This window comes from Shewanella sp. SG44-6 (assembly GCF_014164185.1).
GTDB classification, from domain to species: domain Bacteria; phylum Pseudomonadota; class Gammaproteobacteria; order Enterobacterales; family Shewanellaceae; genus Shewanella; species Shewanella vesiculosa.
In genome coordinates this window covers 20,198-43,225 of sequence record NZ_JACJER010000003.1, presented here as the reverse complement: position 1 = coordinate 43,225, position 23,028 = coordinate 20,198, and the positions used below count along the sequence as shown (strand labels likewise).

20 protein-coding genes and 1 other RNA gene are annotated in these 23,028 nt (G+C 42.6%); 13 read left to right on the top strand and 8 right to left on the bottom strand.

Annotation, left to right across the window (positions count from 1 at the left end; genetic code table 11):
• The first annotated feature begins 61 nt into the window (after positions 1 to 61).
• Positions 62 to 871 (top strand): hypothetical protein, encoded by an 810-nt coding sequence (locus H5185_RS01035; protein WP_182697578.1) that lies wholly within the window; start codon positions 62 to 64, stop codon positions 869 to 871.
• A gap of 173 nt (positions 872 to 1,044) precedes the next feature.
• Positions 1,045 to 1,833 carry a ribonuclease H family protein gene (locus H5185_RS01030; protein WP_124015446.1) on the top strand — a complete coding sequence of 263 codons (789 nt, stop codon included), beginning with the start codon at positions 1,045 to 1,047 and terminating at the stop codon, positions 1,831 to 1,833.
• A 119-nt stretch (positions 1,834 to 1,952) separates the two neighbouring features.
• Here H5185_RS01030 and H5185_RS01025 read toward each other — a convergent pair whose 3' ends face one another.
• A complete protein-coding gene (locus tag H5185_RS01025; RefSeq protein WP_182697576.1) occupies positions 1,953 to 2,402 on the bottom strand; it encodes a GNAT family N-acetyltransferase in 450 nt (149 codons plus the stop codon).
• A gap of 532 nt (positions 2,403 to 2,934) precedes the next feature.
• Between H5185_RS01025 and mdh the strand changes: the two genes are divergently transcribed.
• The 4 genes from mdh to H5185_RS01005 all read left to right on the top strand — a co-directional run bounded on the left by mdh (position 2,935) and on the right by H5185_RS01005 (position 8,370).
• Entirely contained in the window at positions 2,935 to 3,870 is a 936-nt protein-coding gene (mdh, locus tag H5185_RS01020) for a malate dehydrogenase (protein WP_011638612.1), read from the top strand.
• Between the two features lie 253 nt (positions 3,871 to 4,123).
• The gene (locus H5185_RS01015) at positions 4,124 to 5,086 is read left to right on the top strand and encodes a PHB depolymerase family esterase (RefSeq protein ID WP_182741095.1); all 963 of its coding nucleotides are present in this window, start codon (positions 4,124 to 4,126) and stop codon (positions 5,084 to 5,086) included.
• A gap of 198 nt (positions 5,087 to 5,284) precedes the next feature.
• The gene (locus tag H5185_RS01010; protein WP_182741094.1) at positions 5,285 to 7,564 is read left to right on the top strand and encodes a TonB-dependent receptor; all 2,280 of its coding nucleotides are present in this window, start codon (positions 5,285 to 5,287) and stop codon (positions 7,562 to 7,564) included.
• A 134-nt stretch (positions 7,565 to 7,698) separates the two neighbouring features.
• Positions 7,699 to 8,370: a response regulator transcription factor gene (locus H5185_RS01005; RefSeq protein WP_182741093.1), complete on the top strand. Its 672-nt coding sequence runs from the start codon at positions 7,699 to 7,701 to the stop codon at positions 8,368 to 8,370.
• Positions 8,371 to 8,560: 190 nt separating this feature from the next.
• Here H5185_RS01005 and H5185_RS01000 read toward each other — a convergent pair whose 3' ends face one another.
• Positions 8,561 to 12,067 (bottom strand): sodium:solute symporter family transporter, encoded by a 3,507-nt coding sequence (locus H5185_RS01000; protein WP_182741092.1) that lies wholly within the window; start codon positions 12,065 to 12,067, stop codon positions 8,561 to 8,563.
• A 167-nt stretch (positions 12,068 to 12,234) separates the two neighbouring features.
• Between H5185_RS01000 and H5185_RS00995 the strand changes: the two genes are divergently transcribed.
• Together H5185_RS00995 and H5185_RS00990 are read left to right on the top strand one after the other, a co-directional pair.
• A complete protein-coding gene (locus H5185_RS00995; RefSeq protein ID WP_182741091.1) occupies positions 12,235 to 13,407 on the top strand; it encodes an MFS transporter in 1,173 nt (390 codons plus the stop codon).
• Complete coding sequence (locus tag H5185_RS00990; RefSeq protein ID WP_182741090.1) at positions 13,407 to 14,363, top strand: alpha/beta hydrolase; 957 nt, start codon at positions 13,407 to 13,409, stop codon at positions 14,361 to 14,363. The genes H5185_RS00995 and H5185_RS00990 overlap by 1 nt, the downstream gene beginning before the upstream one ends.
• 176 nt (positions 14,364 to 14,539) lie before the next feature.
• Here the strand turns inward: H5185_RS00990 and H5185_RS00985 are convergent, their stop codons facing one another.
• From H5185_RS00985 to H5185_RS00975, 3 genes are all read right to left on the bottom strand, one after another.
• Entirely contained in the window at positions 14,540 to 15,340 is an 801-nt protein-coding gene (locus tag H5185_RS00985; protein WP_182741089.1) for a 3-hydroxybutyrate dehydrogenase, read from the bottom strand.
• 301 nt (positions 15,341 to 15,641) lie between these two features.
• Positions 15,642 to 16,484, bottom strand: coding sequence for an SDR family NAD(P)-dependent oxidoreductase (locus H5185_RS00980; protein ID WP_124015456.1), 843 nt, complete (start codon positions 16,482 to 16,484; stop codon positions 15,642 to 15,644).
• A 37-nt stretch (positions 16,485 to 16,521) separates the two neighbouring features.
• Positions 16,522 to 16,911 (bottom strand): thiol-disulfide oxidoreductase DCC family protein, encoded by a 390-nt coding sequence (locus H5185_RS00975; RefSeq protein ID WP_124015690.1) that lies wholly within the window; start codon positions 16,909 to 16,911, stop codon positions 16,522 to 16,524.
• A gap of 179 nt (positions 16,912 to 17,090) precedes the next feature.
• On the opposite strand from H5185_RS00975, the gene folX reads away from it, so the two are divergent.
• From folX to H5185_RS00955, 4 genes are all read left to right on the top strand, one after another.
• Positions 17,091 to 17,453, top strand: a complete 363-nt coding sequence (gene folX / locus H5185_RS00970; RefSeq protein WP_124015457.1) for a dihydroneopterin triphosphate 2'-epimerase — start codon at positions 17,091 to 17,093, stop codon at positions 17,451 to 17,453.
• Positions 17,454 to 17,474: 21 nt separating this feature from the next.
• On the top strand, positions 17,475 to 18,143 hold the full coding sequence (gene folE, locus H5185_RS00965; protein ID WP_124015458.1) for a GTP cyclohydrolase I FolE: 669 nt from the start codon (positions 17,475 to 17,477) through the stop codon (positions 18,141 to 18,143).
• Positions 18,144 to 18,335: 192 nt separating this feature from the next.
• The gene (gene folM, locus H5185_RS00960; protein ID WP_124015459.1) at positions 18,336 to 19,064 is read left to right on the top strand and encodes a dihydromonapterin reductase; all 729 of its coding nucleotides are present in this window, start codon (positions 18,336 to 18,338) and stop codon (positions 19,062 to 19,064) included.
• A 135-nt stretch (positions 19,065 to 19,199) separates the two neighbouring features.
• Positions 19,200 to 20,492: an O-acetylhomoserine aminocarboxypropyltransferase/cysteine synthase family protein gene (locus H5185_RS00955; RefSeq protein WP_182741117.1), complete on the top strand. Its 1,293-nt coding sequence runs from the start codon at positions 19,200 to 19,202 to the stop codon at positions 20,490 to 20,492.
• Positions 20,493 to 20,968: 476 nt separating this feature from the next.
• On the opposite strand, the gene H5185_RS00950 is transcribed toward H5185_RS00955, so the two are convergent.
• From H5185_RS00950 to H5185_RS00940, 3 genes are all read right to left on the bottom strand, one after another.
• The gene (locus H5185_RS00950) at positions 20,969 to 21,664 is read right to left on the bottom strand and encodes a 5-formyltetrahydrofolate cyclo-ligase (RefSeq protein WP_182741088.1); all 696 of its coding nucleotides are present in this window, start codon (positions 21,662 to 21,664) and stop codon (positions 20,969 to 20,971) included.
• A 9-nt stretch (positions 21,665 to 21,673) separates the two neighbouring features.
• Positions 21,674 to 21,855, bottom strand: a non-coding RNA gene (gene ssrS / locus H5185_RS00945) — 6S RNA.
• A 51-nt stretch (positions 21,856 to 21,906) separates the two neighbouring features.
• Positions 21,907 to 22,206 (bottom strand): cell division protein ZapA, encoded by a 300-nt coding sequence (locus tag H5185_RS00940; protein WP_101086040.1) that lies wholly within the window; start codon positions 22,204 to 22,206, stop codon positions 21,907 to 21,909.
• A 244-nt stretch (positions 22,207 to 22,450) separates the two neighbouring features.
• Here H5185_RS00940 and H5185_RS00935 point away from each other — a divergent pair, with 244 nt between their 5' ends.
• On the top strand, positions 22,451 to 23,026 hold the full coding sequence (locus H5185_RS00935; protein ID WP_124015461.1) for a UPF0149 family protein: 576 nt from the start codon (positions 22,451 to 22,453) through the stop codon (positions 23,024 to 23,026).
• The last annotated feature ends 2 nt before the right edge of the window (positions 23,027 to 23,028 follow it).

Here is a 23,028-nt window from a genome sequence, read left to right as displayed (position 1 = left end):
TGTTAATCACATTTGTGTAGCGGCCAAGCTTATTTTTATTCTTATAAAAGGAATTAGTCATATGTCTATACGTATCGCAACCATTAGTGTCACGGCCGGACTTATTTTAGGGGCAACAATCTTTGGTGCGTCGCAAAGTGAAGCTGAGTCTGTATTTTCATCATTAAAACCGTCGCTAGTCACTCATACGGATCTTAATTTGGTACAGCAACAATTGAATCTTGATGCTGGGTCGTTAACTGAGCTAGTAGCCAACACGGGAGCGGGTAAGTTAACGGTTGTTGGCGTAAAAGGTTTAAACGAAGTCGTGGTGCATGCCGATATTTATAGTCCGTCATTAGATCAAGATGATGTTGAAATTAAACTCAGTTTGACCCGCAAAGGTAACCAAGCCTATTTACTATCAGAAATCCACAGTGATCATGTTATAGGTGAATCACCTTTTATCGATTTATTAGTTAAAGTGCCACCCACACTAGCCCTTAAAATAAATGATGGCTCAGGTGCCATTCAAATAGATGATATCAGTGCCGATATTGATTTAACCGATGGTTCTGGGAGTATTGTCATCAACCGTATTGGTAAATTGGTATTAGTTGATGGCTCTGGGTCGATTGATATTACCGATGCTAAAGGCGCTATTAGGTTGCAAGATGGCTCGGGATCTATTCGTATTAGTGATGTTGTTGGCGATGTTGCTATCAATGATGGCTCTGGTTCAATCAAGGTTAATCAAGTATTGGGACAGGTTGAAATTGAAGATGGTTCCGGTAGCATTAATGTTGCTAACACTAAAGGCTTAACCATACATAATGCCGGTTCTGGCAGTGTTAATTATCATGACATCGATGGCCCATTGATACTCGACTAATTCGCCCTTAATATTTAATTGAGATGAGCGTAGATAAGGTTTTTAGCTCAAGATATTCACATTAACGCTAATCAAACCGGCTCAGGTGCATTTTTGTTTTAACGCCAAGTTTAATCATGGCATCATGTCTCTCCGATATGAGTCAATTAGCATTAGATAAGTAAGAGTTCATCATGGCAAAGAAGTTTTATGTAGTATGGGCCGGCCGAGAAACGGGCATTTTTACCAGCTGGGATGTCACTAAGCGTGCAGTGGATAAATATCCACAAGCCAAATACAAATCCTTTGCCACCGAAGCGGAAGCCAAAACTGCGTTTGCTCAATCACCGGCAAACAGTATTGGTAAAAGTGCACCCGCTAAAAAAGCGGCAGGCTCAGCAACAGTGACATCTGCTGGATCTGTATCAACCAAAACTCAAGGTGCCAATCAAGCAGTGTTAAGCCAATTTGATGTGGTCATTTATACCGACGGCGGTTGTGAACCTAACCCAGGTAAAGCCGGGTCGGGAATGGCGATATATCGCAAAGGCGAGTTAGCCGAATTATGGTTTGGTTTATATAATCCAAATGGTACCAATAATACCGCTGAACTGAATGCGTTACACCAAGCATTAATTGTCGCTAAAAAGGTCATAGCTGCGGGTGAAACTGTGCAAATTATGAGTGACTCACAGTATTCAATTAAATGTGTTTGTGAGTGGGCATATGGTTGGAAAGCTAAAAACTGGACGCGAAAAACCGGCGAAATAGCGAACCTTGAAATTATCAAGCAAGCACATGAGCTATATGATGCAATGAAAGCGGATTTGGTATTACAGCATGTTGCAGCCCATATTGGCATTGAAGGGAATGAGTTGGCAGACAGAATGTCGATCCATGCTATCGATCAACAACATAAAAGCTTTAGCCAATATCCTGCGCCAATGGATATCAGCAAGATTCTAGGGTTACGCACTGGTTAGCGATTGTCGCGATAATTTCTCAATAACAGCGGTTTATTGACCCCCCAAAAAAAACAAAACAAAAAACAAAAAAGCCGGATAATTCCGGCTTTTTGCATTTATCTTATGATTTCTCAGCGTTACTTAGTATTTTCTTCGTACATTAAGTAATGGCTTTGCTGCATACCCAGTGACTCATAGGTTTTTTGAGCAATCTCATTGTCATGTTCAACATATAGGCGGAAGCTCGCAGTGCCGCCATTTTCTGCCGCTAAGTCTTTTACTGCTTGATACAGTTTGGCGTAAATACCCTGACGACGATTTTGCGGGCGTATATAGACGCTTTGGATCCAATAATAATTACTTGCGCGCCAGTCGCTCCACTCGTAAGTGACCATCAAAGAACCAGTTATTTCACCATCAACTTCAGCGACTAAATATACTCCGCGCTCTGGATGGTTCAGCAAGCCTTCAACCCCGCGGGTTAATTGCTCAGTGTCTAATGAAAGGTTTTCGGTTTCCATTGCCATAGCTTGATTAAACTGAACTAGAGCTTGTAGGTCGGCATGTTGGCCTATTCTTATTGTCATGAATTTCTCGTTTTTATAGGATGTTCTGTGGATATCATACCTTTCCACTTAATAAATGTATTGGCCTGTTGCGTCAGTAAATGTGTACGCCAATAACGGGTGACATAATATCTAGCGCATGTTTACAGCGTCAATGCTTGAGTGTGGTCTCGTCGAGCTCTCTCTGCATTAGCTCTAGGTTTCAACCCTTAATATAAACATTCAACTATTGTTCAATCCGCTTGATAGCATGTTTACAGGCCGGTAATAAAACAGCTGAATTAATTTTGTGCAACATGAGATTGTCCATAATATAAAAAGATAGCGACATTGGCATGTTGAAAAATAATCCACTTAAGCTGTTCATGGGACCATTTTTACGTGTGTTAATACTCATAATGTACGGCGACACGCCAGTCTATGCATGGATTAGGGCTGATTTATTTAAGATTGTCCACTAACGTATAATTGAAATTATTGTGACGATGCAGTAATGTGACGCCACGACAATTTAGATGAATGTCACAAACTGCATAAATTGATGGAGATAATTATGAAAGTTGCTGTATTAGGTGCTGCTGGTGGTATCGGCCAGGCGCTAGCTTTACTGTTAAAAACTCAACTGCCTGCGGGCTCAAAGTTGTCTCTGTATGACATCGCACCTGTTACTCCTGGTGTTGCGGTAGACTTAAGTCACATCCCAACAGACGTAGAAGTAAAAGGTTTTGCTGGTCAAGACCCAACAGATGCATTGGTTGGTGCTGATGTCGTATTAATGTCTGCTGGTGTTGCGCGTAAACCAGGCATGGATCGTTCTGATCTATTCAATATCAACGCAGGTATTGTACGTAACCTAATGGAAAAAGTGGCAGTAACTTGTCCTAAAGCATTAGTGGGTATTATTACTAACCCAGTTAACACTACCGTTGCGATTGCTGCTGAAGTATTAAAGAATGCCGGTGTTTATGATAAAAACCGTTTATTCGGTATCACAACACTTGACGTTATCCGTAGCGAAACCTTCATTGCTGAGCTTAAAGGCTTAAATGTTGCTGACGTTAAAGTTAACGTTATTGGCGGACACAGCGGTGTGACCATTCTTCCATTACTTTCTCAAGTTGAAGGCGTGACTTTCACTGACGAAGAAGTGGCAGCAATGACGACTCGCATTCAAAACGCAGGTACTGAAGTTGTTGAAGCTAAAGCCGGTGGCGGTAGCGCAACATTATCAATGGGCCAAGCGGCATGTCGCTTTGGTTTATCATTGGTACGTGGTCTTCAAGGTGAAGCTAACGTTGTTGAATGTGCCTATGTTGACGGCGGCAGTGAGCACGCGACATTCTTCGCCCAGCCAATTTTACTTGGCAAAAATGGCGTAGAAAAAGTATTACCTTACGGTGAAATCAGTGCATTTGAAGCTAACGCTCGTGATGCAATGTTAGATACCCTTAAAGGTGATATCAAATTAGGCGTTGAATTTGTTAAGTAATTAACACTATCAATGATCTAAAAACGCGAAGCTAAGGCTTCGCGTTTTTTTTATTTAACATGACTAGTACCGCAATCAATACCGCCTTTATTTCCAGCATCCCGCCGTGTCAACCTATGTGAGTTTCCCGCGCTATCATCCCAATCCATGACGACATATTCGCCCCAAATGCCCTATGTGGATCTAAAGTGCCATTGCTGTTTGCAGTAAAATTGAGCAAGTTATGGTTATGTTAAATTTGGAAACCGCTGAAATGAGCAATAAACCATACAGCTTAATTAAATCTGTGTTTTTACTGTGGTGGATTTTTTTAATCCAACCTATTCAAGCTAATGAAACACCTTATCTTCCACTAACCGATTTTGGTGATAATCCTGGTGCGTTAACCAGCTTTTATCTTCCGCTAACGGAAGACCTAGATACCTCTGATAGCGCTAATTCGTCGTTAATTGTGTTACTTCATGGTTGTATTCAAGATGGCGTCGAACTGGCTAACAAGAGTGGATTAACCGCTTTAGCGTTAGAGCATCATTTTGCGGTATTAGTGCCACAACAAAGTTATGACAATAACGTAAAACGGTGTTTTAACTGGTTTGCTAGTCAAGATACACAACTCGATAGCGGTGAAATACTGTCAATAAAAAACATGATCTTAGCCACTCAAGCAAAGCTTGGGATAAAGCATGTCTACGTGATTGGGTTATCCGCGGGTGGGGCTATGGCCAGTGCAGCCTTGGTCAATTACCCTGATCTATTTCAACGCGGTGCTGTCATTGCTGGGTTGCCATATCCATGTGCTGATAATTTAATTAAAGCGATATCGTGCATGAAGCGTGGCCCAGCTCAGTCTGCCGAAGAGTTAGCTCAATTTGCTCAAGCCGTACACCCACAGCAAAAAAGTTGGCCTTCACTGTCCATTTGGACCGGTGACAGTGACACTGTCGTCGACGCGAAAAATGCGCAGATGCTTGCTTCTCAATGGCAAATATTGACTCAATCTGGCGCCAAACCAGAAGTCAACACTCAGTCTGGCTACAGTATTTCGCGCTGGAAAGACCCTCAAAATAACACAGTAATAGAGCTAGTCACTCTTAAAAATTTCGGCCATGGAATTGCCGTTAATCCAGATATTAAAAATGGCGGAGTAGAAAGTGACTTTCTACTCAAAGCACCAATAAGTAGTGTCACTGAGATAATTAAGCTTTGGGGGCTTTAATCAAGGTCTTCACATAACTTTTTGTTTTTAATATGTAATACCAGGTTTATTTTCAACACCTATAGACCAAAGCACATACTACTATAGTACCGATTCAATGCACTTGAAAATACTATAAAGTCAATATGTGAACAGTTTGTTGTAAACCAAAATAAGCAGTAAAAACCATTAATAATAAATATTACAACGGGGATCTGTATGAAACAGAATACTATTAAAATGAGTTGTATTGCCCTAGCAATTTCGTCTGCGTTAACCGCTTCGTTTGCCAATGCCGCAGATACAGAAAATAGCAGCGCTGATAAGCCCGCAGTTTTAGAACGCATTGAAGTAACCGCACGTAAAACAGTTGAAAGTTTACAAAATGTGCCTGTTGCAGTGACGTCTGTTAGTGAAAAAGAGCTGTCAGAAAACGGCATCAGTGTGATGACTGAAGTGCAACAATTCTCTCCCAACACGACATTACAATCTAGCCGAGGTACTAACTCTACGCTAACCGCGTTTATTCGCGGCGTGGGTCAAGAAGATCCGCTATGGGGTTATGAGCCAGGTGTGGGGATATACATAGATGATGTGTACATTGCACGCCCACAAGGCGCGGTATTAGACATTCTTGATGTGCAACGCATTGAAGTGCTGCGCGGGCCACAAGGTACTTTATACGGCAAAAATACTATCGGTGGAGCGATTAAATACGTTACGAAGAAAATGACTGGTGACGGAGAGTTGAGCCTTAAAGGTACTGTCGGCACTTATGGCCAAAAGGATGTTAAAGTTGCAGGACAATTACCGCTTATCGATGACAAACTCTATGTTGGTTTTGCCTTTGCTAGCTTAAATCGCGATGGTTTTGGTGAATTTAAAACTTCTGCATTAGATGGCCAAGACACTGAAAACTATAATAAGGATGTTATGGCCGGTCGCTTAAGCGTTGAATATACGCCTACTGATGACCTGTTTATGCGTTTTACTTATGACAAAACTCAAGATGAATCAAATTCAAAGGGGGGCTACCGTCTACTGCCTAGTTTATTAACCGATGCCCCAGTGCCAGACAGTAAATATGATTCTTATACCAGTATGCCTACTTGGAATAAGGTCGAAACAGAAGGGTGGGGAGCAACAATTGAGTATAACCTCAATGAAAATTGGAGTGTAAAGTCTGTCACAGCTAAACGTGAAGGTTACTCACCAACAAACATCGACTTTGATAACACCAGTTTACGTATTTTTGACGTGCCCGCCATTTATGAAGATGAACAATTTAGCCAAGAGTTTCAAGCAAACTATGTTGGTGACAATCTTACGTTAGTCTCTGGCCTTTACTATTTTAAAGGTGATTCCTGTGGGCTTTTCGATGCTATTTTAGAAGAAGCCTTTAAAGCATTCGGCGGCCTTACTCGTGAGATTAGTGGGTGTAATAATAGCGAAAGTTATGCCGCTTACGTGCAAGGTTCTTATGACTTTACTGAAAAATTATCGATGACATTAGGCGGTCGTTATACTCGTGAAACGAAAGACGCTACGGTTTATAACGGCGTTATATTTGACAGTATTTATCCTGAAACCGGATGGTATCCTGGGTTTGTGCGTGATGAAGCGTTAATTGAAGCGCAAGTCCCTAAAGTGCTTGATGATGAAGAAACATGGTCTAAATTCAATCCTCGTGTGGGTTTAGAGTATCAAGTTAACGACGACATGATGCTCTTTACCAGTTATTCACAGGGATTCAAATCGGGCACATTCAATCCTAGGGCGACCGGTGCTGAACCTGCTGTTGAACCTGAAACCGTCGACTCATATGAAGTGGGTATCAAGAGTGAGTGGAATGATAATCTTCGCGTTAATGCAACGCTATTTTATCTCAACCACAAAGACCGACAATTCGTCTCCGTGTTACCTGGTGAAGATAATTCAGACCTAAATCAGCGTTTAGGTAACATAGGTAAGTCTACCGCCAGCGGACTAGAGCTTGAAGTTGAATATGCTGCAACAGATTCACTTAACTTGTTCGCCAATCTGGGCTTAATAGATGCTACGTTCGATGAAGTAATTTCTTATGATGAACTTGGCAACAAAATTGATATCAGTGACACTTACACTATTACTAATACGCCAGATACCACTGCAAACCTTGGTTTCAGCTATAATATTGAAGCTGATATTGGCAGCTTTATCATTAATGGTAATTACTATTACCGTGGTGATTATGACTTAGCGGTAGTGGATAACTTACTGAGTCAAGATGGATACGGGTTACTCAACTTTGGTGTCAATTGGTATAGTAATGACGGCCATTGGAATGCTGGATTACATTGGAAAAACGTCACTGACGAGGAGTATTTAGTCGGTAACTACGCTTTTGTGACGCCGACAGGCAACGGAGATTTTACTCCAGGGCTTGGTGGGGATAATACTTTAATTGGCTATTATGGCGATCCAGAAACGATTTCGTTAACGGTTGGCTACCAGTTCTAAGCATTAATGAATCAATTGTCTATTAAAGGATAGCCGGCTCCCTATAGAACCGGTTATTCTTTTTTATAGAGAATGAAGTTTGCGCGATTTAAAAAATAATAAACAAAACCCGCGCAATTTTTTAGGAGCCGAGTATGTCTCAAATAAAAGTGGCAATTGCAGATGATCACCCGCTATTTCGTGCCGCCTTAACACAAGCGGTGCTTAAAAATTTCAATGATGCTGAAGTGTTAGAGGCGGAAAACTTCCAAGAGTTAATCAGCATAGTGGAACAGCATTCCGACATCGAAATTATCTTTATCGATTTGCACATGCCTGGAAACGATGGATTTACAGGATTAACCTTACTACAAAATCATTTCCCCGATATTGTCGTTATTATGGTGTCGTCTGACGATCAACCAGAAATTATTCGCAAAGCCATCAATTTTGGCGCCAGTGCTTTTATTCCCAAGTCTGCTAATTTAACCCAAATCTCGACCGCCATAGCCACAGTGCTTGAAGGAGATGTTTGGTTACCAGAACACACTAATATCACTGCCGATCAGCATACAGCTGCTGAGCATCAACGCTTAGCGAAACAACTCGCCCAGTTAACTCCTCAGCAATACACTGTACTTGCTAATATTGCTAATGGTCGCTTAAACAAGCAAATAGCCTATGACTTAAACATTAAAGAAACCACGGTTAAAAAGCATGTCTCGGCTATTTTGCTAAAGCTTGAGGTGTACAACCGCACTCAGGCAGGACTGGTGTTCCAACAACTCATGATAACGTCCAGCGAAAACCAGCAGCTAAATGCTTAATATCAAGTAGATATTGTCAAATACCAACATAAAAAAACGCCTCAATTTGAGGCGTTTTTTAGCTAATCGGCATCTACAATGACAGGATCTAATCAACCGACTTTAAACATGTCGTGAGCATTATGCTGTCGATACAATTTCATCAATACAATGTCATCAAATCTATGTCATCAAATCTAGGTCATCAATTCTAAGGCATAAGTTGTTTAATAATCCGTTTTAAGGCAATCGCCTTAAGCGGTTTGCGTACAAAACTAAATTGAGCGCTGCTAGTATGTTGTCTAACCGCTTCTGAAGGGTCTGCAGAGCAAATAACACAGGTGGTTTGCTTGTTAATGCTATCGGTATGCTGAGCTAATAAGTACTGCACCAAATCAACGCCATTTTTGTCATCTTCTAAGTGATAATCTGCAATAATTAATTTTGGCTGTGGATTATCGGCCAGCTGCTGTATAGCACTGGGTTGATCTTTAGCGGTAATCACATGGCATCCCCAGCCACTGAGTAATGAAGAAATCGCTTTCAACATAAGGTCATCATTGTCGATAACCAGTACAGTCATATTTAGGTTGTCGCGACTGATCTCCTCTTCGGCAATGTCTAATAAATGCACCGGCTTTTTCTGCTGCGACACTCGCGGTATTTCAACGCTAAAGCAAGTCCCTTTTCCCACTTCTGAATGCAGTGATATTTTAACATTGAGTAATTTGGAGATACGGTCACATATCGCCAAACCTAGGCCTAATCCCGGAATTTCGCGAGTCAGCTCTAAGCGTTCAAATTCACAAAAAATGGCTTGGCGCTTATCAACAGGGATCCCCGGACCATTGTCCCAAACTTGTATCAACAAGGCGTTCTCAGTCCGCCGCACACCTAATAACACCTTAGGCACAAACTCACTGTGCTTATGGGGATTTTTTGTTTTATGGTGTGGTTTAGCATCATCTGGCATGACTTGATGATGCGTTTTGCCTGAAGGTGAATAATGAAATGCATTCGACAAAAAGTTCTGAATAATACGCCGTAATAGCCTTTGATCGCTGTGTACAAAGCAGGAAGAGACTTGATAGTTAAAATCTATACCCTGCTGCACCGATAATGCTTTAAATTCATTAACCAGTGTGGACAGTAAATCATCAATGGCAAATTGGCTTTTTTCGGTTTTTAACGAATTGCTGTCTAAGCGTGAAATCTCAACCAGATCCGATAGTAAACTTTCTACTACGTTTAGAGAATCTTCAATATTAGTTGCTAAATCATGCAGTTCAGTCGACTTAACTCTTTGTTTTAACATCTCAGTAAACAAGGTTAATGCGTTAAAAGGTTGCATTAAATCGTGGCTTGCTGCGGCTAAAAAGCGGGTTTTACTGCTATTGGCCGCTTCGGCTTCTGCTTTGGCTTTTTCCAGTTCCTTGGTGCGGCTTTCTACCCGTTTTTCTAATGTTTCATTCGCCAGTTGTAAGGCTTTTTCTGCTTCAATATGCGCGGTAATATCCGTGAAAGTACTCACAAATCCACCGCCAGGCATGGCTTGACCGCGAATTTCTAATACTTTTCCATCGAGCATAGTTCGCTGAAAATGATGCGGGCTACCCCCGCGCATATGCTCTAAGCGCTTTTCGATGAGTTCCTGGGCTTCGTTACCCACGATAATGCCTCTGTCGATGTTAAATCGAATCAGCTGTTCAACATGAAGCCCCGCTTTGACAAAGTGTTTAGGGTAATTAAGCAGTTCAATATAGCGTTGATTCCATGCAACTAAGCGCATATCAGCATCGACAACGCTAATGCCTTGCTCAATATTTTCAACGCCAGATTGCAGTAGTTCACGGTTAAACTCAAATATTTGGCTGGCTTCATCGACAATGCTCACCACATCTTCTAAGGGAACATGTTGGGTGCGAGATGCAGCGCTCATTACCATGCGTGTTGAGGCAGAACCGAGCACCCCAGACAGTTTCAAACGCGTGTAATCAACTAGCTGTTGCTGTTGATCTTTACCAGCGATTTTTTTGGATTCGGCGAGCAGGGCATCAGCTTCATCTTTATTAATAAACCGATTTAGCAAACTGGCTAAATCATCTACAGACAAGTGACGCTCTGACTGAACGGGTTTTCGATTAACAAATAAATCGGCTTGCAGCACCTCGCCAATGCTTTGCTCTTTAACCAGTGAAATGATCACAAAGCAGCCGATGTTAGCCGCTAAACTGTAAAACACCCCGTGGCTGATGTTGTCTAAATCCGTTAAGCCAAACAATGCTGTCGGTGTTAACCAAGTGATACCAAATAAGCCAAGGTGAACCCATTGGGCATCAGGGAACGTAACCGGTAAGAGTAGGGTATAGAGCCAAACAATACTGCCCATAATTAACCCTACAAATGCGCCTTGAGTGGTTGCACTGCGCCAATACAAGGCGCCAACTGCGGCTGGTGCAAACTGCGATAACAATACAAACGATAGTAAGCCGATACTGGCTAAATGATTTTGCTGATTAATAAAACGTTCAAATGCAAAGGCTGATAGCAAGATGACCGCGATAGATATGCGCCTTAAATTTAATAACATTCCCGCCAGTTGTGGGGTTTTTTGCTGGGAATTAAACTTCGGCAGACGTAATAATAATGGCGTGAGGATTTCTGTCGAAATCATGGTGCTTAGCACAATAGCGGCCACAATAACCATTGCCGTTGCGGCGGCAAGTCCACCGATATAAACCAATATGCCTAACCAAGCTTGCTGATAAAATAGCGGCAGTGTGAGTACATAGGTATCGGCGCCCACGCTACCACCGGGGAAGCTAAGCTGCCCAGCCAAGGCGATAGGTAATACAAAAATATTGATCAGTAACAGATATAGCGGCACCATCCAACGAGCGGATTTAAGCTCCTGGTGATGATTATTTTCTATCATCATCATGTGGAATTCTTGCGGCAATGCATAGATAGTAATCGCGCCTAAAATCACCTGAGAAATAACAAGGTAAGTAGAGTCTGCATGGGTGGTTTCGGTAATGTTTTGGCTTTGGCTGAGTAGGTCGCTAAAGCCATCGAAAACATAAAACGTGGCAAATATACCGACAGCGGTAAGGGCAAACAATTTCACGATAGAGCTGAACGCGATCGCCAGAACTAAGCCTTGGTTATGTTTACTGGCCGATAATTGACGTGTGCCGAATAAAATACTGAAAATAATTAATACGATAGTGACCACAAATGCGGTACTAATGCCCGACTGGAAGGTGCCTGTCAGTAAGTCGAAACTGGTACTGATAGCCCTTAACTGCAAGGCGATATAAGGAATCGTTCCTAGCAGTGACACTATGGCGACGCTGGCAGCAATTTTAGGTGAACGGTCAAAACGGCAAGCAATAAAGTCAGCAATTGAGGTCAGGTTTTGGCTTTTAATGATATGCAAAGTGCGCATTAACATTGGCCAAGCAAGCACTAAACAAATTATCGAACCAATGTAAATGGGAGCAAGCCAAGCCCCTGTCGTTGCTGCTTGACCCACAGTGCCATAAAATGCCCATGAAGTGCAGCACACGCCTAAGGATAGGCTATAGACCCATGGCTTCTGACTTAACTTTTTTATGGCGCGATTTTGTCCCCACTGCGCCACCACAAAAAGCATTGCAAGATAAGCAATCGAAATGGAACTGATCAACCAAGTGTCAATAGATAACCAAGCCTGCAAGTGATTCCCCAATCATTTTTTCTTATATGTTAGCGAAACTACACTAGACGTCCTGTTTGATAAAGATTTTTAATATCGCGGTGAACTAAGGTAGTACTTATTTATCCATACCCATCAGATAACATGATTAACCTACATTTGTGTCATTGAAGGTTTACATTACGCCTATGAAAATAACCCATAGATATTTGGTTGAAGGTCTGGTTTTTACGAGTTATGTTCTCTTTGCCATGGCATGGGTTGGCGGCACCGCGAGTATGGGCAGCATCATGGCATCGATGCACATAGATAGTTTAGCTTCAGCAAGTTTTATCAGTGGTGCCGTCACTTTGGCTAAAATTGTCGGCACCTTTAGCGCCGCTTATGTGGCAGTAAAGTTTGGTATAAAGTATGCCTTTTTACTCGCGGCGCTATTAATTGTCGTCGGTATAGTGACTCCTTTTGCGACCAATTATGAATTACTGCTGGTGAGCCGCTTTTTGATGGGCTTAGGCGGAGCCTTTATGATTGTGTACTTTAACCCCATTGTGATGCTGTGGTTTGCACCAGAAGATCGCCCAGTCATTAATGGTCTAAATGCGGTGGCATTTAACGTCGGCACGGCGATTATTTTATGGGGCATGACAGGTATTAACGCTATTACGGGCAGTTGGCAAAGCAGTTTAGTGTTATTTTCTGCCGCTAGCCTGATATTAGCCATACTCTGGTTACTGGTTAAGTTTGATACTCCAGCACCCACTGGTCATTCAGCAGGTGCAGAGCCCGCAATATACGGTTACCTTGAGGGATTAAAAGATCAATTTAATTGGGCTTATGCGTTTACTTATTCAGGATTATTGTCGTTTTACATCTGTTTATTTACTTTTTATCCTCAAGCGGGAATAAGTCAAAGCAAATGGGTGATTGGTTTTGGGATTGTCGGCACGATTGCGGGGATGCTTTATAGTCGCAAAAATCCGTTACGCCTGCCGATTATTCGCTGGAGTGGCTTGATTATTGTTATCACCGTTTTGGGATTATCCTTTAGTACTCAGCCTTGGTTACAGGTTTTATGTGCCATAGTCTTGGGCTTTTTTATCTTTTTCCCCGTGACAGCTTTAGTGTCTATCCCTCACGAACTGCCTATGATGACCGGCCAAAAAATCACCGTGGTGTTTAGCCTATTTTGGTCAATCAGTTATCTGGTTTCTACTATCGTGTTGTGGGTATTTGGTAAGCTGGTTGATTTAGGCGATGGCAGTTATTTTGGCTCATTTGTGATGATTACCATACTCAGCGGCACTGTGTTTGTGGGCAGTTATTTTCTACCAGAAACAGGCAAACCAAAGGAGTTAATCTAATGCGAGGAACCGTTTCCCCTAAGCTGACTGATTTTCTAGCGTTAGCTAACAGCAATATTGCCTTGGCTAAACAAAATAATGTCCAATTTACCCCAGCAATATTACGCGAAAATCTCAATAAACTTGGCGCTCTAATGAGTGACTCCCCCTCAGTGAACTATATTGCCGATAAGGCGTTTACGTTAACCGACCGAGCTATTCCGATCAGAGTGTATAGCCCTGCACCAGAGCAGCCTTTGCCTGTGTTGGTGCACTTTCATGGTGGCGGTCATATGTGTAGCAGTGTGGCGCTGTACGATCCGATTTGCCGTCATCTAGCCAGTATTGTGCAGTGCGTGGTGATATCGGTTGAATACCGACTCGCGCCTGAATTTCCATACCCTGCAGGGCTTGATGACTGTGAACATGCACTGATCCATTATGCCGAGTTACTCGATGATGTTAACCATCAAGACTCAGTCACCATTATTGGTGACAGTGCTGGTGGTGCTATTTGCACTAGCTTAAGCATGAAAAGTCTAACTGATAAACAGATTAAGATAGATCAACAAATTTTGATCTATCCCAGCGTCGATTACACATTAAGCAGCCCATCACTTGATAGTAATGGCACCGGCTTCTTACTCGAAACACCTCGTATAAAGTGGTATTTTGAGCAGTATTTTCAACTGCCCGAATCATTGTCAAAGCAACAGATAGAGCAAGTTAAACAGGCTTCACCTTTGCTTGGTCCCATTAACGCTCACTTACCGAAAACATTAATTTTTACCGCAGGTTGCGATCCGCTTAGGGATGAGGGCATAGCGTATGCTAATGCCTTAACTGCTGCGGGTGTGGAGGTTGAGCACCATGCGTTCGACGGCATGATCCATGCCTATATGTTGCTGCACGACTTAGTCAAAGAGGAATGTATGGCAACCTATCAACACATAGCTGCGTTTATGGCCAAGGCCTAATTGATCTCATATTAGTCTGTTAACTGCACCATTATCTTGGCTAGTGGCTCAGTTGGCCAAGTCTTCTCTGCTAATAAAAACAACCCGCACTCACAGACAGTGAGTGCGGGTTGACGTGATTATATAAGGCTAAGGCTAAACCGAATGCTAATAGTTAAAGCTAAGGTTAGTTAAGCTTATTGCGCCGTCCAGGCACCGTCCATCGGCAGCGCTGATCCTGTAATGCCTCTTGCTGCACCACCACAAAGAAATAAAACAAACTCGCCGATTTGTCTGGGAGCTAACATTTCTGGTAATGGCTGTTTTGAGGTTACCAGTTGGTATTTAGCCTCGTCATAACTCAAGCTTTTATCGCTTGCAATGCTGTCAATTTGTTTACCGATAAGCGGGGTATCAACCCAACCAGGGCAAATTGCATTAACGGTAATGCCTTGTTCAGCACATTCAATCGCGACCACTTTTGTTAAGCCCACAATCCCATGCTTTGCCGCGCAATAAGCCACTTTATTTGCTGAGGCGACTAAACCATGCACTGAGGCAATATTGATGATCCGGCCCCAGCCTTTTTCAGCCATAGCAGGGATAACTTGTTTAATAGTATGAAAAGCAGCAGACAAGTTAATCGCAATGATGTCATTCCACTTTTCTATCGGAAAATGAGCCACATCTTGTGTATGTTGAATGCCGGCGTTGTTCACTAAAATATCAATACTGCCTAGGGCATTAACCGCATTGTCGATAAACTCATGTATGCAGTTAGCCTCTCTTAAGTCAGCATTGCTAAAAAAGGTGTTGATTTGGTATTGTGCCCGAAACTCAGCAGCTAAAGTTTGCCCTTCATCATGATCCATCAGGCCATGCAATACGATATGGCAACCTTGCTCAGCCAGCACATGTGCAGTCGCTAGACCAATACCGCTAGTTGAGCCAGTAATAAGCGCCACTTTGCCTTGTAGTCCTGTTTGTAACGTCGACATAATATCGGTTTCCTCAATTCAATAGCGGCAATGACAGCATATGTGATCGCCCATAGTGTGATGTTTCATAGCAAAGTGATGTCAACGACATGGTTTCACTACAATCCGAGTCAGTACTCTCAGAATAAAGCAATTACAGCACTATTTATTTGGCACCTTAGTACCATAGGGAAACGTCATTTGTTACAGATGGTGGGTTAATCGTGTTGATGACAGTTTGCTTATAGACAGCAGAGATTGTTGAATACTGGCCATGAGCAAGAGGCTAACCGACTCCTTAATGAGTCCGCTAGCAACTCATTTACCAACTAATCTGTTGCCCTTGCCAATCCAAGTAACTGGCTTCACCGTTTGGCTCAATATTGGCCATAATGTGATACAACTGGCTGGCGACAAACTCTGGGGTAAATAATTTACCTTGAGGTACATTGGCTTGAAAAGGTTTTGATAATGGTGTGTCAGTGGTGCCTGGATGAAACGCAATTAACTTAACTCGCTTAAGTCGTCTTGCATATTCTACGGCTGTGGTTTTAATCAGCATGTTTAACGCCGCTTTTGAAGCGCGATACCCATACCAACCACCCAAACGATTGTCAGAAATACTGCCGACCCGAGCACTCAATATACTGATCACACACTTATTGTCAGCGTCTACCTTATGACGGGCTTGCGATAATAACGGCGTCAATGCACTCAGCCACAGCATGGGCACAATGCTGTTGGCATAAAATAATTGCTCTAGGGCATTAGCATTAATATCTTCAATGCGTTTTTCTGGCATCAAGCTAGGTTGTTGAGCCTGAATTTGCACGTCAGCTGTTTGTGAATGCAAAATACCATTACACATCACAATGCGACTGATTTTGCCTGCGACCTTGCCGATACTGTTAACACAATCAATAATCGATGCTTGCTGGTAATTACAATAAAAATGCTGGTGGGTAATCTTGTTACTTAGATTGGCTAATGTCAGCTCGGATTGTCTGCTAACAGTAATAACATTTAAGGCTAAATCATCAGTTTGTTCTGCCATGTCAGCAAGCCCCTTCAAAGCAGCAGCAATGGCATGGTCGATAAAGGCTTGGGCGATAGCCGATGATGCCCCAATAACTACCAAGGTCTGTGTTGAAGTTGACTCACTCATAGCTAATCTCATACCTTATTTTTCATAAATGAAGCGCTTATTTAACCTTACAATTGCCATTATCACAGCGCTTTTGGCCAGTGAGTAAATAAGATATCCGGTAGCGATTGCGGGCAAAAGCTAAATAAGCAATATCAGCAAGCGGTTTTATCAATGGCAAGCGCAACAGTTTTATCCAACCATGTTTACCGGTTAGGCCCCATGCTTTAGCCGTAACATCTAAACCATAAAGCCAGCTGCCATCAGCCTGCAATCCATGTAATACGGTATTAGCATGTGCCACGTCTAAATCAGGAAAACGATCATTAATATCATCGGCATTAATATCTTCAAGCTTGATGCGATCTAAGCTATCGTAACGCTTCAATTGCTTCATTTCATTGAGGCAAAGCGGGCAAGTGCCATCGTAAAAAACTGTCAGTTCCATCATTAACCTCGTTCGAACTAATGTGTATATAAATCATTGTACGCACAATAGGCCCAGCTAGTTTACCTTTATGTTCTCACCTTAATGCAACAGGCGGTTCAACCGATCAAAATCAATATTTATGATCTTTTTATTGCACCCTCGCGTATCTATTCAAAACAATTCACAAGGGCTAAATAATGCCATTAAGCCAAGCCATTATTAAGGTCACCAATTTACGTTTACGCACTTTTATTGGTTTTAACCAAGACGAGCGCGAAAAACAGCAAGATGTGGTGATCAACATTGAGATCCATTATCCAGCCGATCGATCGTTTCAAACCGACGACGTTGCCGATGCGCTAAACTACAAAATCATCACCAAAAAAGTGATTCAGCATGTAGAAGAAGGGCGTTTCTTGTTACTGGAAAAATTGGTTGCTGACGTGTTAGATATTTGCCGTGAACACCCAACTGTTACTTTAGCTCGGGTCACTATTGATAAGCCGCATGCATTGCGATTCGCAGATTCTGTATCGTTATCTTTAGAGTATCAAGCCTAACCCAATATTAAGGATGTTATTATGACGACCATTAATGACATAACCCGTGCAGAGTTGTCTGCAGAAGCATTAAAAGTACAACAAGCGTTAGTTGCTCACGGACTGGAAACCCCTTTGGTACCGAGTGACATGACTAGCGAGCAAAAATATCAGCGTATTAAAGGTTTAATGACTGAGGTTGTGTCTACTTTAGGGCTCGATTTAACCGACGACAGTTTGGCTGAAACGCCACATCGCATTGCTAAAATGTACGTTAACGAGATTTTTTCAGGTCTTGATTATGCTAACTTCCCTAAAATCACCCAAATTGATAATAAAATGGGTGTTGAAGAGATGGTTAAGATCAGTAACATCAGTGTGGTCAGTACCTGTGAGCATCACTTTATTACTATTGACGGGCTCGCCAAGGTGGCCTACATCCCTAAAGACAACATTATTGGCCTATCGAAAATTAACCGTATCGTGCGTTTTTTTGCGCAGCGTCCTCAAGTTCAAGAGCGCTTAACTCAGCAGATTTTAGTGGCGTTGCAAACTTTGCTTGCCACCGAAGATGTCGCCGTGAGCATTAATGCCACCCATTATTGCGTAAAATCTCGTGGCATCATGGATACCTCATCAAGCACTCAAACCACTGCCCTTGGTGGCTGCTTTAAAGCCAACCCAGCTAGCCGCGCTGAATTTTTAGCCTAGTAAACCACGGTATCATTATGATTGAATGACTCCCACTAGTGGAGTCATTTTTTTATAATTTAACCGACTATCTTTTGTCATTATTAGTCGGTAGGGTAAATGTTTTATTATCCATTACTTTGAGATAACCATCTAATTTTGCTTATGATAAAGTCACACGTTATCAGAGCGACAACCAATAAAGGCAACATTATGGAACGAACAATACTGATCACTGGCGTAGGTAAGCGTATTGGCTATGCACTGGCTAAGTATTATTTGGCTCAAGGTCACCATGTTATTGGCACTTATCGCACTCACTACGACAGTATTGAACAGTTGGGTAAGTTAGGCGCGAGTTTACATTCATGCGATTTAACCGATGCAGGCGCCATTGATGGCTTAATTAGCCATATCAATCAGCATCACGATCGCCTCGATACCATTATTCATAATGCATCCGACTGGTTGCCCGACAACAGCGGTTTAAGCCCGAGTGACACCATGGCGAGAATGATGCAAATTCACGTCACTGCGCCTTATCAAATCAACCTTGCTTTAGCGCCATTGCTTATTAGCGCGGCTAAAATCAATCACGATAGTATTGGTGCCAGTAACATTATTCATATTACCGATTATGTCGCCGAAAAGGGCAGTAAAAAGCATATTGCTTATGCTGCCAGTAAAGCTGCACTGCATAATATGACACTGTCATTCGCCAGCTTGTTAGCACCGCACGTTAAAGTGAACTCTATTGCCCCAGCGATGATCTTATTTAACGACCATGACGATGATGCTTATAAAGTAAAAGCGTTAGCCAAAGCGATTTTGCCAAAAGAAGCGGGTAATGATGAAATCATCGCCTTAATCGATTATTTGCATGCGAGTCATTATGTTACGGGTCGCAGTTATGCGGTTGATGGCGGCAGACAATTAAAATAGCCAGTCAACATCATCATTAAAAAGTGTGAAGCGATAATTTAACATAGACTTCTAGATGGCTAATTGCTAGTGTGGATATCAGTGCAATATCACACAGCCTATTACCTGAAGGAAGTTACTATGACTGCAGCAAACATGAAACTGGAATCACTGGCATTACATTATGGTTACGAGTCAGAAGCAACCACTAAAGCTGCTGCAGTGCCAATTTACCAAACCACCTCTTACACCTTTGACGATACCCAACACGGGGCGGATCTGTTCGACTTAAAAGTCGCCGGTAATATTTATACCCGCATAATGAACCCCACAACCAGTGTACTGGAACAGCGCTTAGCGGCGATAGAAGGCGGCATTGGTGCACTGGCTGTAGCTTCTGGCATGGCGGCCATTACTTATGCTATTCAAGCGTTAACTCAAGTAGGCGACAACATTGTCAGTACTAGCCAATTGTATGGCGGAACTTATAACTTATTTGCCCATACATTACCGCGCCAAGGCGTTGAAGTGCGTATGGCAGCCTTTGATGATTTCGATGGCCTCGATGTGTTAATTGATGACAACACTAAAGCATTATTTTGTGAATCAATTGGTAACCCTGCCGGCAATATTGTCGATTTACAGCGTTTGGCCGATATTGCCCACAAACATGGGGTGCCGTTAATTGTCGATAATACTGTGGCCACGCCAGTGTTGTGCCGCGCATTTGATCATGGCGCCGACATTGTCATTCACTCATTAACTAAATACATTGGCGGCCACGGCACCACTATTGGTGGGGTAATTGTCGACTCGGGTAAATTTGATTGGGTCGCCAATAAAAAACGCTTTGCGATACTTAATCAGCCAGATCCGTCTTATCACGGCGTAGTTTATACCGACGCCTTTGGCCCCGCGGCATTTATTGGTCGCTGTCGAGTTGTGCCACTGCGCAATACTGGCGCAGCATTGTCGCCACACAGTTCATTTTTATTACTTCAAGGTTTAGAAACCCTAAGTTTACGCATGGAACGTCACTGCAGTAATGCGCTCACACTAGCGGAATACTTGCAGCAACACCCAAGCATTAGTTGGGTAAACTATGCCGCATTACCTGACAGCCCACACCATGCAACTTGCCAAAAAATCACTGGCGGTAAAGCCTCTGGTATCATTAGTTTTGGCATTAAAGCCGCCAATGCTGAAGCGGGTAAAGTGGCTGGTGGTAAGTTTATTGATGCATTACAAATGGTGCTTCGTTTGGTCAATATCGGTGACGCTAAATCGCTGGCTTGTCACCCAGCCAGTACCACTCATCGCCAACTGAGCGGCGCAGAGTTAGCTAAAGCAGGTGTATCAGAAGACTTAGTGCGGATATCTGTGGGTATTGAACACATAGACGACATCATCGCCGATGTTAGCCAAGCATTAGAGAAAGCAATTGTGTAAGCCTATTTTTACCTAAGCAATATAATGAAAAAGCCCCATCAATAGCGTTTATTGATGGGGCTTTTTTTATTCTGTTATGTTTAATTCCTACCTTTTACAAAGTCTAGTTGGTATATAAGAGGAACCTGCAGTATCAAGGTGTCTGCGTCCAAAGTGTCTGAAATAGCATGATGAAAATGCCGTAGTGACATCATGGCCTTTATCACACATGCCTGTGTTTCAAGGTATGTAGACTTCTGTTTTGCAGATATGTAACAGGCTCGGGGGGCATGGTCGTTTTTTGACATCCATGTCATCACGACATTCGTCAGTCCATTCACATCAGATGTACCATCTGAGTCGTTAGGTGATTTTTATTATGCTATGAGGACTAACATTTTGCCGGAGCTGGCGGGGAGATCTAAGAGGGGAAGCAGTTTTCCCCTTCTTGGTCTGGTGTGGGCGAAGCGCCACAACCTTAATAGTATTAAGCTATTTTAAATAGCTAATCGTCTCGTTGGGGTAATAATTACTGGTAAAGGTATATCCCAAAACTCGGTAGGAACTTGGCTCACTTGCTGACAATCGTGGGCAAAGCCTACTGCTAAGGGCTTGTTATCGACCACTTGTGCCAAAGTGCGGTCGTAATATCCGCCGCCCATGCCCATACGGTTACCGTGTTCATCAAATGCCACCAAAGGGGTGATGATCATATCGAGTTTATCGACAGTAATAACATGCTGCACATTCAATTGTGGTTCTTTAATCGCGTATTGATTTTCAAGCATCACAGAATCGCGATCATAACGAATAAACAGTAGGTTGCCTTTACTGAACGGATGAAGCCGGGGCAAATACAGGTTAATGTCGAGATCCCATAATGCTTCAATCAGCTTTTGAGTCGCTAATTCACCGTCTTGGGTAAAATACAGGGCCACATGCTTAGCCGACTGAGCTTGAATTTCAGCAAGCATGTGGCGGCTAGCAATTAAGGCTAATTGGCTTTGTTCTTCAGGACTAAGGCTATTTCGCTCTTGGCGAACATGGCGGCGAATGTTGTCGCGGCTCATGTCTGTGCTATCGAACAGCGGTTCTTGAAACTCAGAAGGGGTGGCAAAGTAGCTAATACGTGCCGAAGATGTTGACGTAACCGGACGATTTTCTGTGTTAGTCATAAAACGAGTGATGGTCATAAAATTAGAATGCTCCCCAAAATACCGCTGCCGGCGTAGCCCTTGAACCGTAGGTTCAAGGCGGGTAAATGTTCATTTCCTAAGGCTTCTCGGTACGAGCCGAGCATGCACAATGTCAACAAAAGCATTCACCCTGGGTTTGTAATTATCGGCACAGGGACTTAGCCAACTGGCGAATATCTCAGGGAGCAAAACTGGTTGAATCAAGCTTTGCTTCATTCTTAAATCTTAGTCTAGCCTTCCTAGCGGCTTCGTTCAACCAACGATGTTTCCAAGGTTGATTGCAATAACGAAATACGCTCATCCATTTGCGCCATGTACTGCTTATTCTTTTGCTTTTCTTCGTACAGTTCATTACCAATGTTTAATGCTGCCATAATGGCCAGCTCTTCACGGCTCAAATTGTTAGTACGAGATTTTAAGGTTGTCAGTTGGTTTTCAACTTCTCTGGCTACCGTGCGCAAGGCATCTTCGCGTCCTTTTGGACATGCGATAGAGTAGGTGCGCCCTAATAGGGTGATATCAACAGCACTGTTACTCATAATGTCGCCACAGATCCTTAGTTAAACTCAAGCATGTGGCGAACTATATAGGGCTGAATTTAAAAGAGCAAGGCAACAACGCGCCTTTTTAACTATTTGCTGGTTGTCTGAACAAATACACTCATTGTCAATTATTATAGTCACTTTATGGCTCACAAATTTAACCACATTACACACTAGCATTTGGAGCATCATCCTAACTCTGCTAGCATTGATGCAGATATTGCGCTATTAGGAATTAACCATGGCAACCCCACCTTCATTATGTATTGAAAAACTAAAACAGGCCCTAGATTACGCAGAAGTTGGCCAGCATCCAGTAGAAGTGCACGGCGCACTGGTTGGGCTTATTTGTGGTGGCGTTAAGCAAGAAAATTTAGCCTGGTTAACACCGTTAGTTGAGTTAATGAACGATGGGCAACCGTTAGAGCCTAATTTACAACTGCTGATCAGCGAATTGTATCAAGATACGGTTAATCGTTTAGTGGATTTCGAATTTGGTTTTACCCTCTTGTTGCCAGAAGAAGAAGCGTCATTAAGCGATCGCGTCGAAGCGTTAGCCCTGTGGACTCAAAGCTTTTTAACCGGCATTGCCATTATTCAACCACAGCTAGCCAAAGCATCGCCAGATGTACGTGAAGTGATTAAAGATCTGGCCGATATTGCTCAAGTAGAATTTGATGTTGGTGATGACGAAGAGTCAGAAGTTGCTTACTTTGAACTACAAGAGTTTGTCAGAATGTCAGCTATTTTATGCTACTCAGAGTTTGGCTTAGACATGCCATTGAATGACACTGATGAGTCTTCAACTTTCCACTAACA

Excerpts from the sequence above, each read along its gene's own strand:
- H5185_RS00950 (WP_182741088.1), bottom strand. The coding sequence starts at position 21,664 with ATGACCATCACTCGTTTTATGACTAACACAGAAAATCGTCCGGTTACG.
- folX (WP_124015457.1), top strand. The coding sequence starts at position 17,091 with ATGCCATTAAGCCAAGCCATTATTAAGGTCACCAATTTACGTTTACGC.
- mdh (WP_011638612.1), top strand. The coding sequence starts at position 2,935 with ATGAAAGTTGCTGTATTAGGTGCTGCTGGTGGTATCGGCCAGGCGCTA.
- H5185_RS00995 (WP_182741091.1), top strand. The coding sequence starts at position 12,235 with ATGAAAATAACCCATAGATATTTGGTTGAAGGTCTGGTTTTTACGAGT.
- H5185_RS00980 (WP_124015456.1), bottom strand. The coding sequence starts at position 16,484 with ATGAGTGAGTCAACTTCAACACAGACCTTGGTAGTTATTGGGGCATCA.
- H5185_RS01035 (WP_182697578.1), top strand. The coding sequence starts at position 62 with ATGTCTATACGTATCGCAACCATTAGTGTCACGGCCGGACTTATTTTA.
- H5185_RS01030 (WP_124015446.1), top strand. The coding sequence starts at position 1,045 with ATGGCAAAGAAGTTTTATGTAGTATGGGCCGGCCGAGAAACGGGCATT.
- H5185_RS00940 (WP_101086040.1), bottom strand. The coding sequence starts at position 22,206 with ATGAGTAACAGTGCTGTTGATATCACCCTATTAGGGCGCACCTACTCT.
- H5185_RS01015 (WP_182741095.1), top strand. The coding sequence starts at position 4,124 with ATGAGCAATAAACCATACAGCTTAATTAAATCTGTGTTTTTACTGTGG.
- folM (WP_124015459.1), top strand. The coding sequence starts at position 18,336 with ATGGAACGAACAATACTGATCACTGGCGTAGGTAAGCGTATTGGCTAT.
- H5185_RS00990 (WP_182741090.1), top strand. The coding sequence starts at position 13,407 with ATGCGAGGAACCGTTTCCCCTAAGCTGACTGATTTTCTAGCGTTAGCT.
- H5185_RS00975 (WP_124015690.1), bottom strand. The coding sequence starts at position 16,911 with ATGGAACTGACAGTTTTTTACGATGGCACTTGCCCGCTTTGCCTCAAT.
- folE (WP_124015458.1), top strand. The coding sequence starts at position 17,475 with ATGACGACCATTAATGACATAACCCGTGCAGAGTTGTCTGCAGAAGCA.
- H5185_RS00935 (WP_124015461.1), top strand. The coding sequence starts at position 22,451 with ATGGCAACCCCACCTTCATTATGTATTGAAAAACTAAAACAGGCCCTA.
- H5185_RS01025 (WP_182697576.1), bottom strand. The coding sequence starts at position 2,402 with ATGACAATAAGAATAGGCCAACATGCCGACCTACAAGCTCTAGTTCAG.
- H5185_RS00955 (WP_182741117.1), top strand. The coding sequence starts at position 19,200 with ATGAAACTGGAATCACTGGCATTACATTATGGTTACGAGTCAGAAGCA.
- H5185_RS01010 (WP_182741094.1), top strand. The coding sequence starts at position 5,285 with ATGAAACAGAATACTATTAAAATGAGTTGTATTGCCCTAGCAATTTCG.
- H5185_RS01005 (WP_182741093.1), top strand. The coding sequence starts at position 7,699 with ATGTCTCAAATAAAAGTGGCAATTGCAGATGATCACCCGCTATTTCGT.
- H5185_RS00985 (WP_182741089.1), bottom strand. The coding sequence starts at position 15,340 with ATGTCGACGTTACAAACAGGACTACAAGGCAAAGTGGCGCTTATTACT.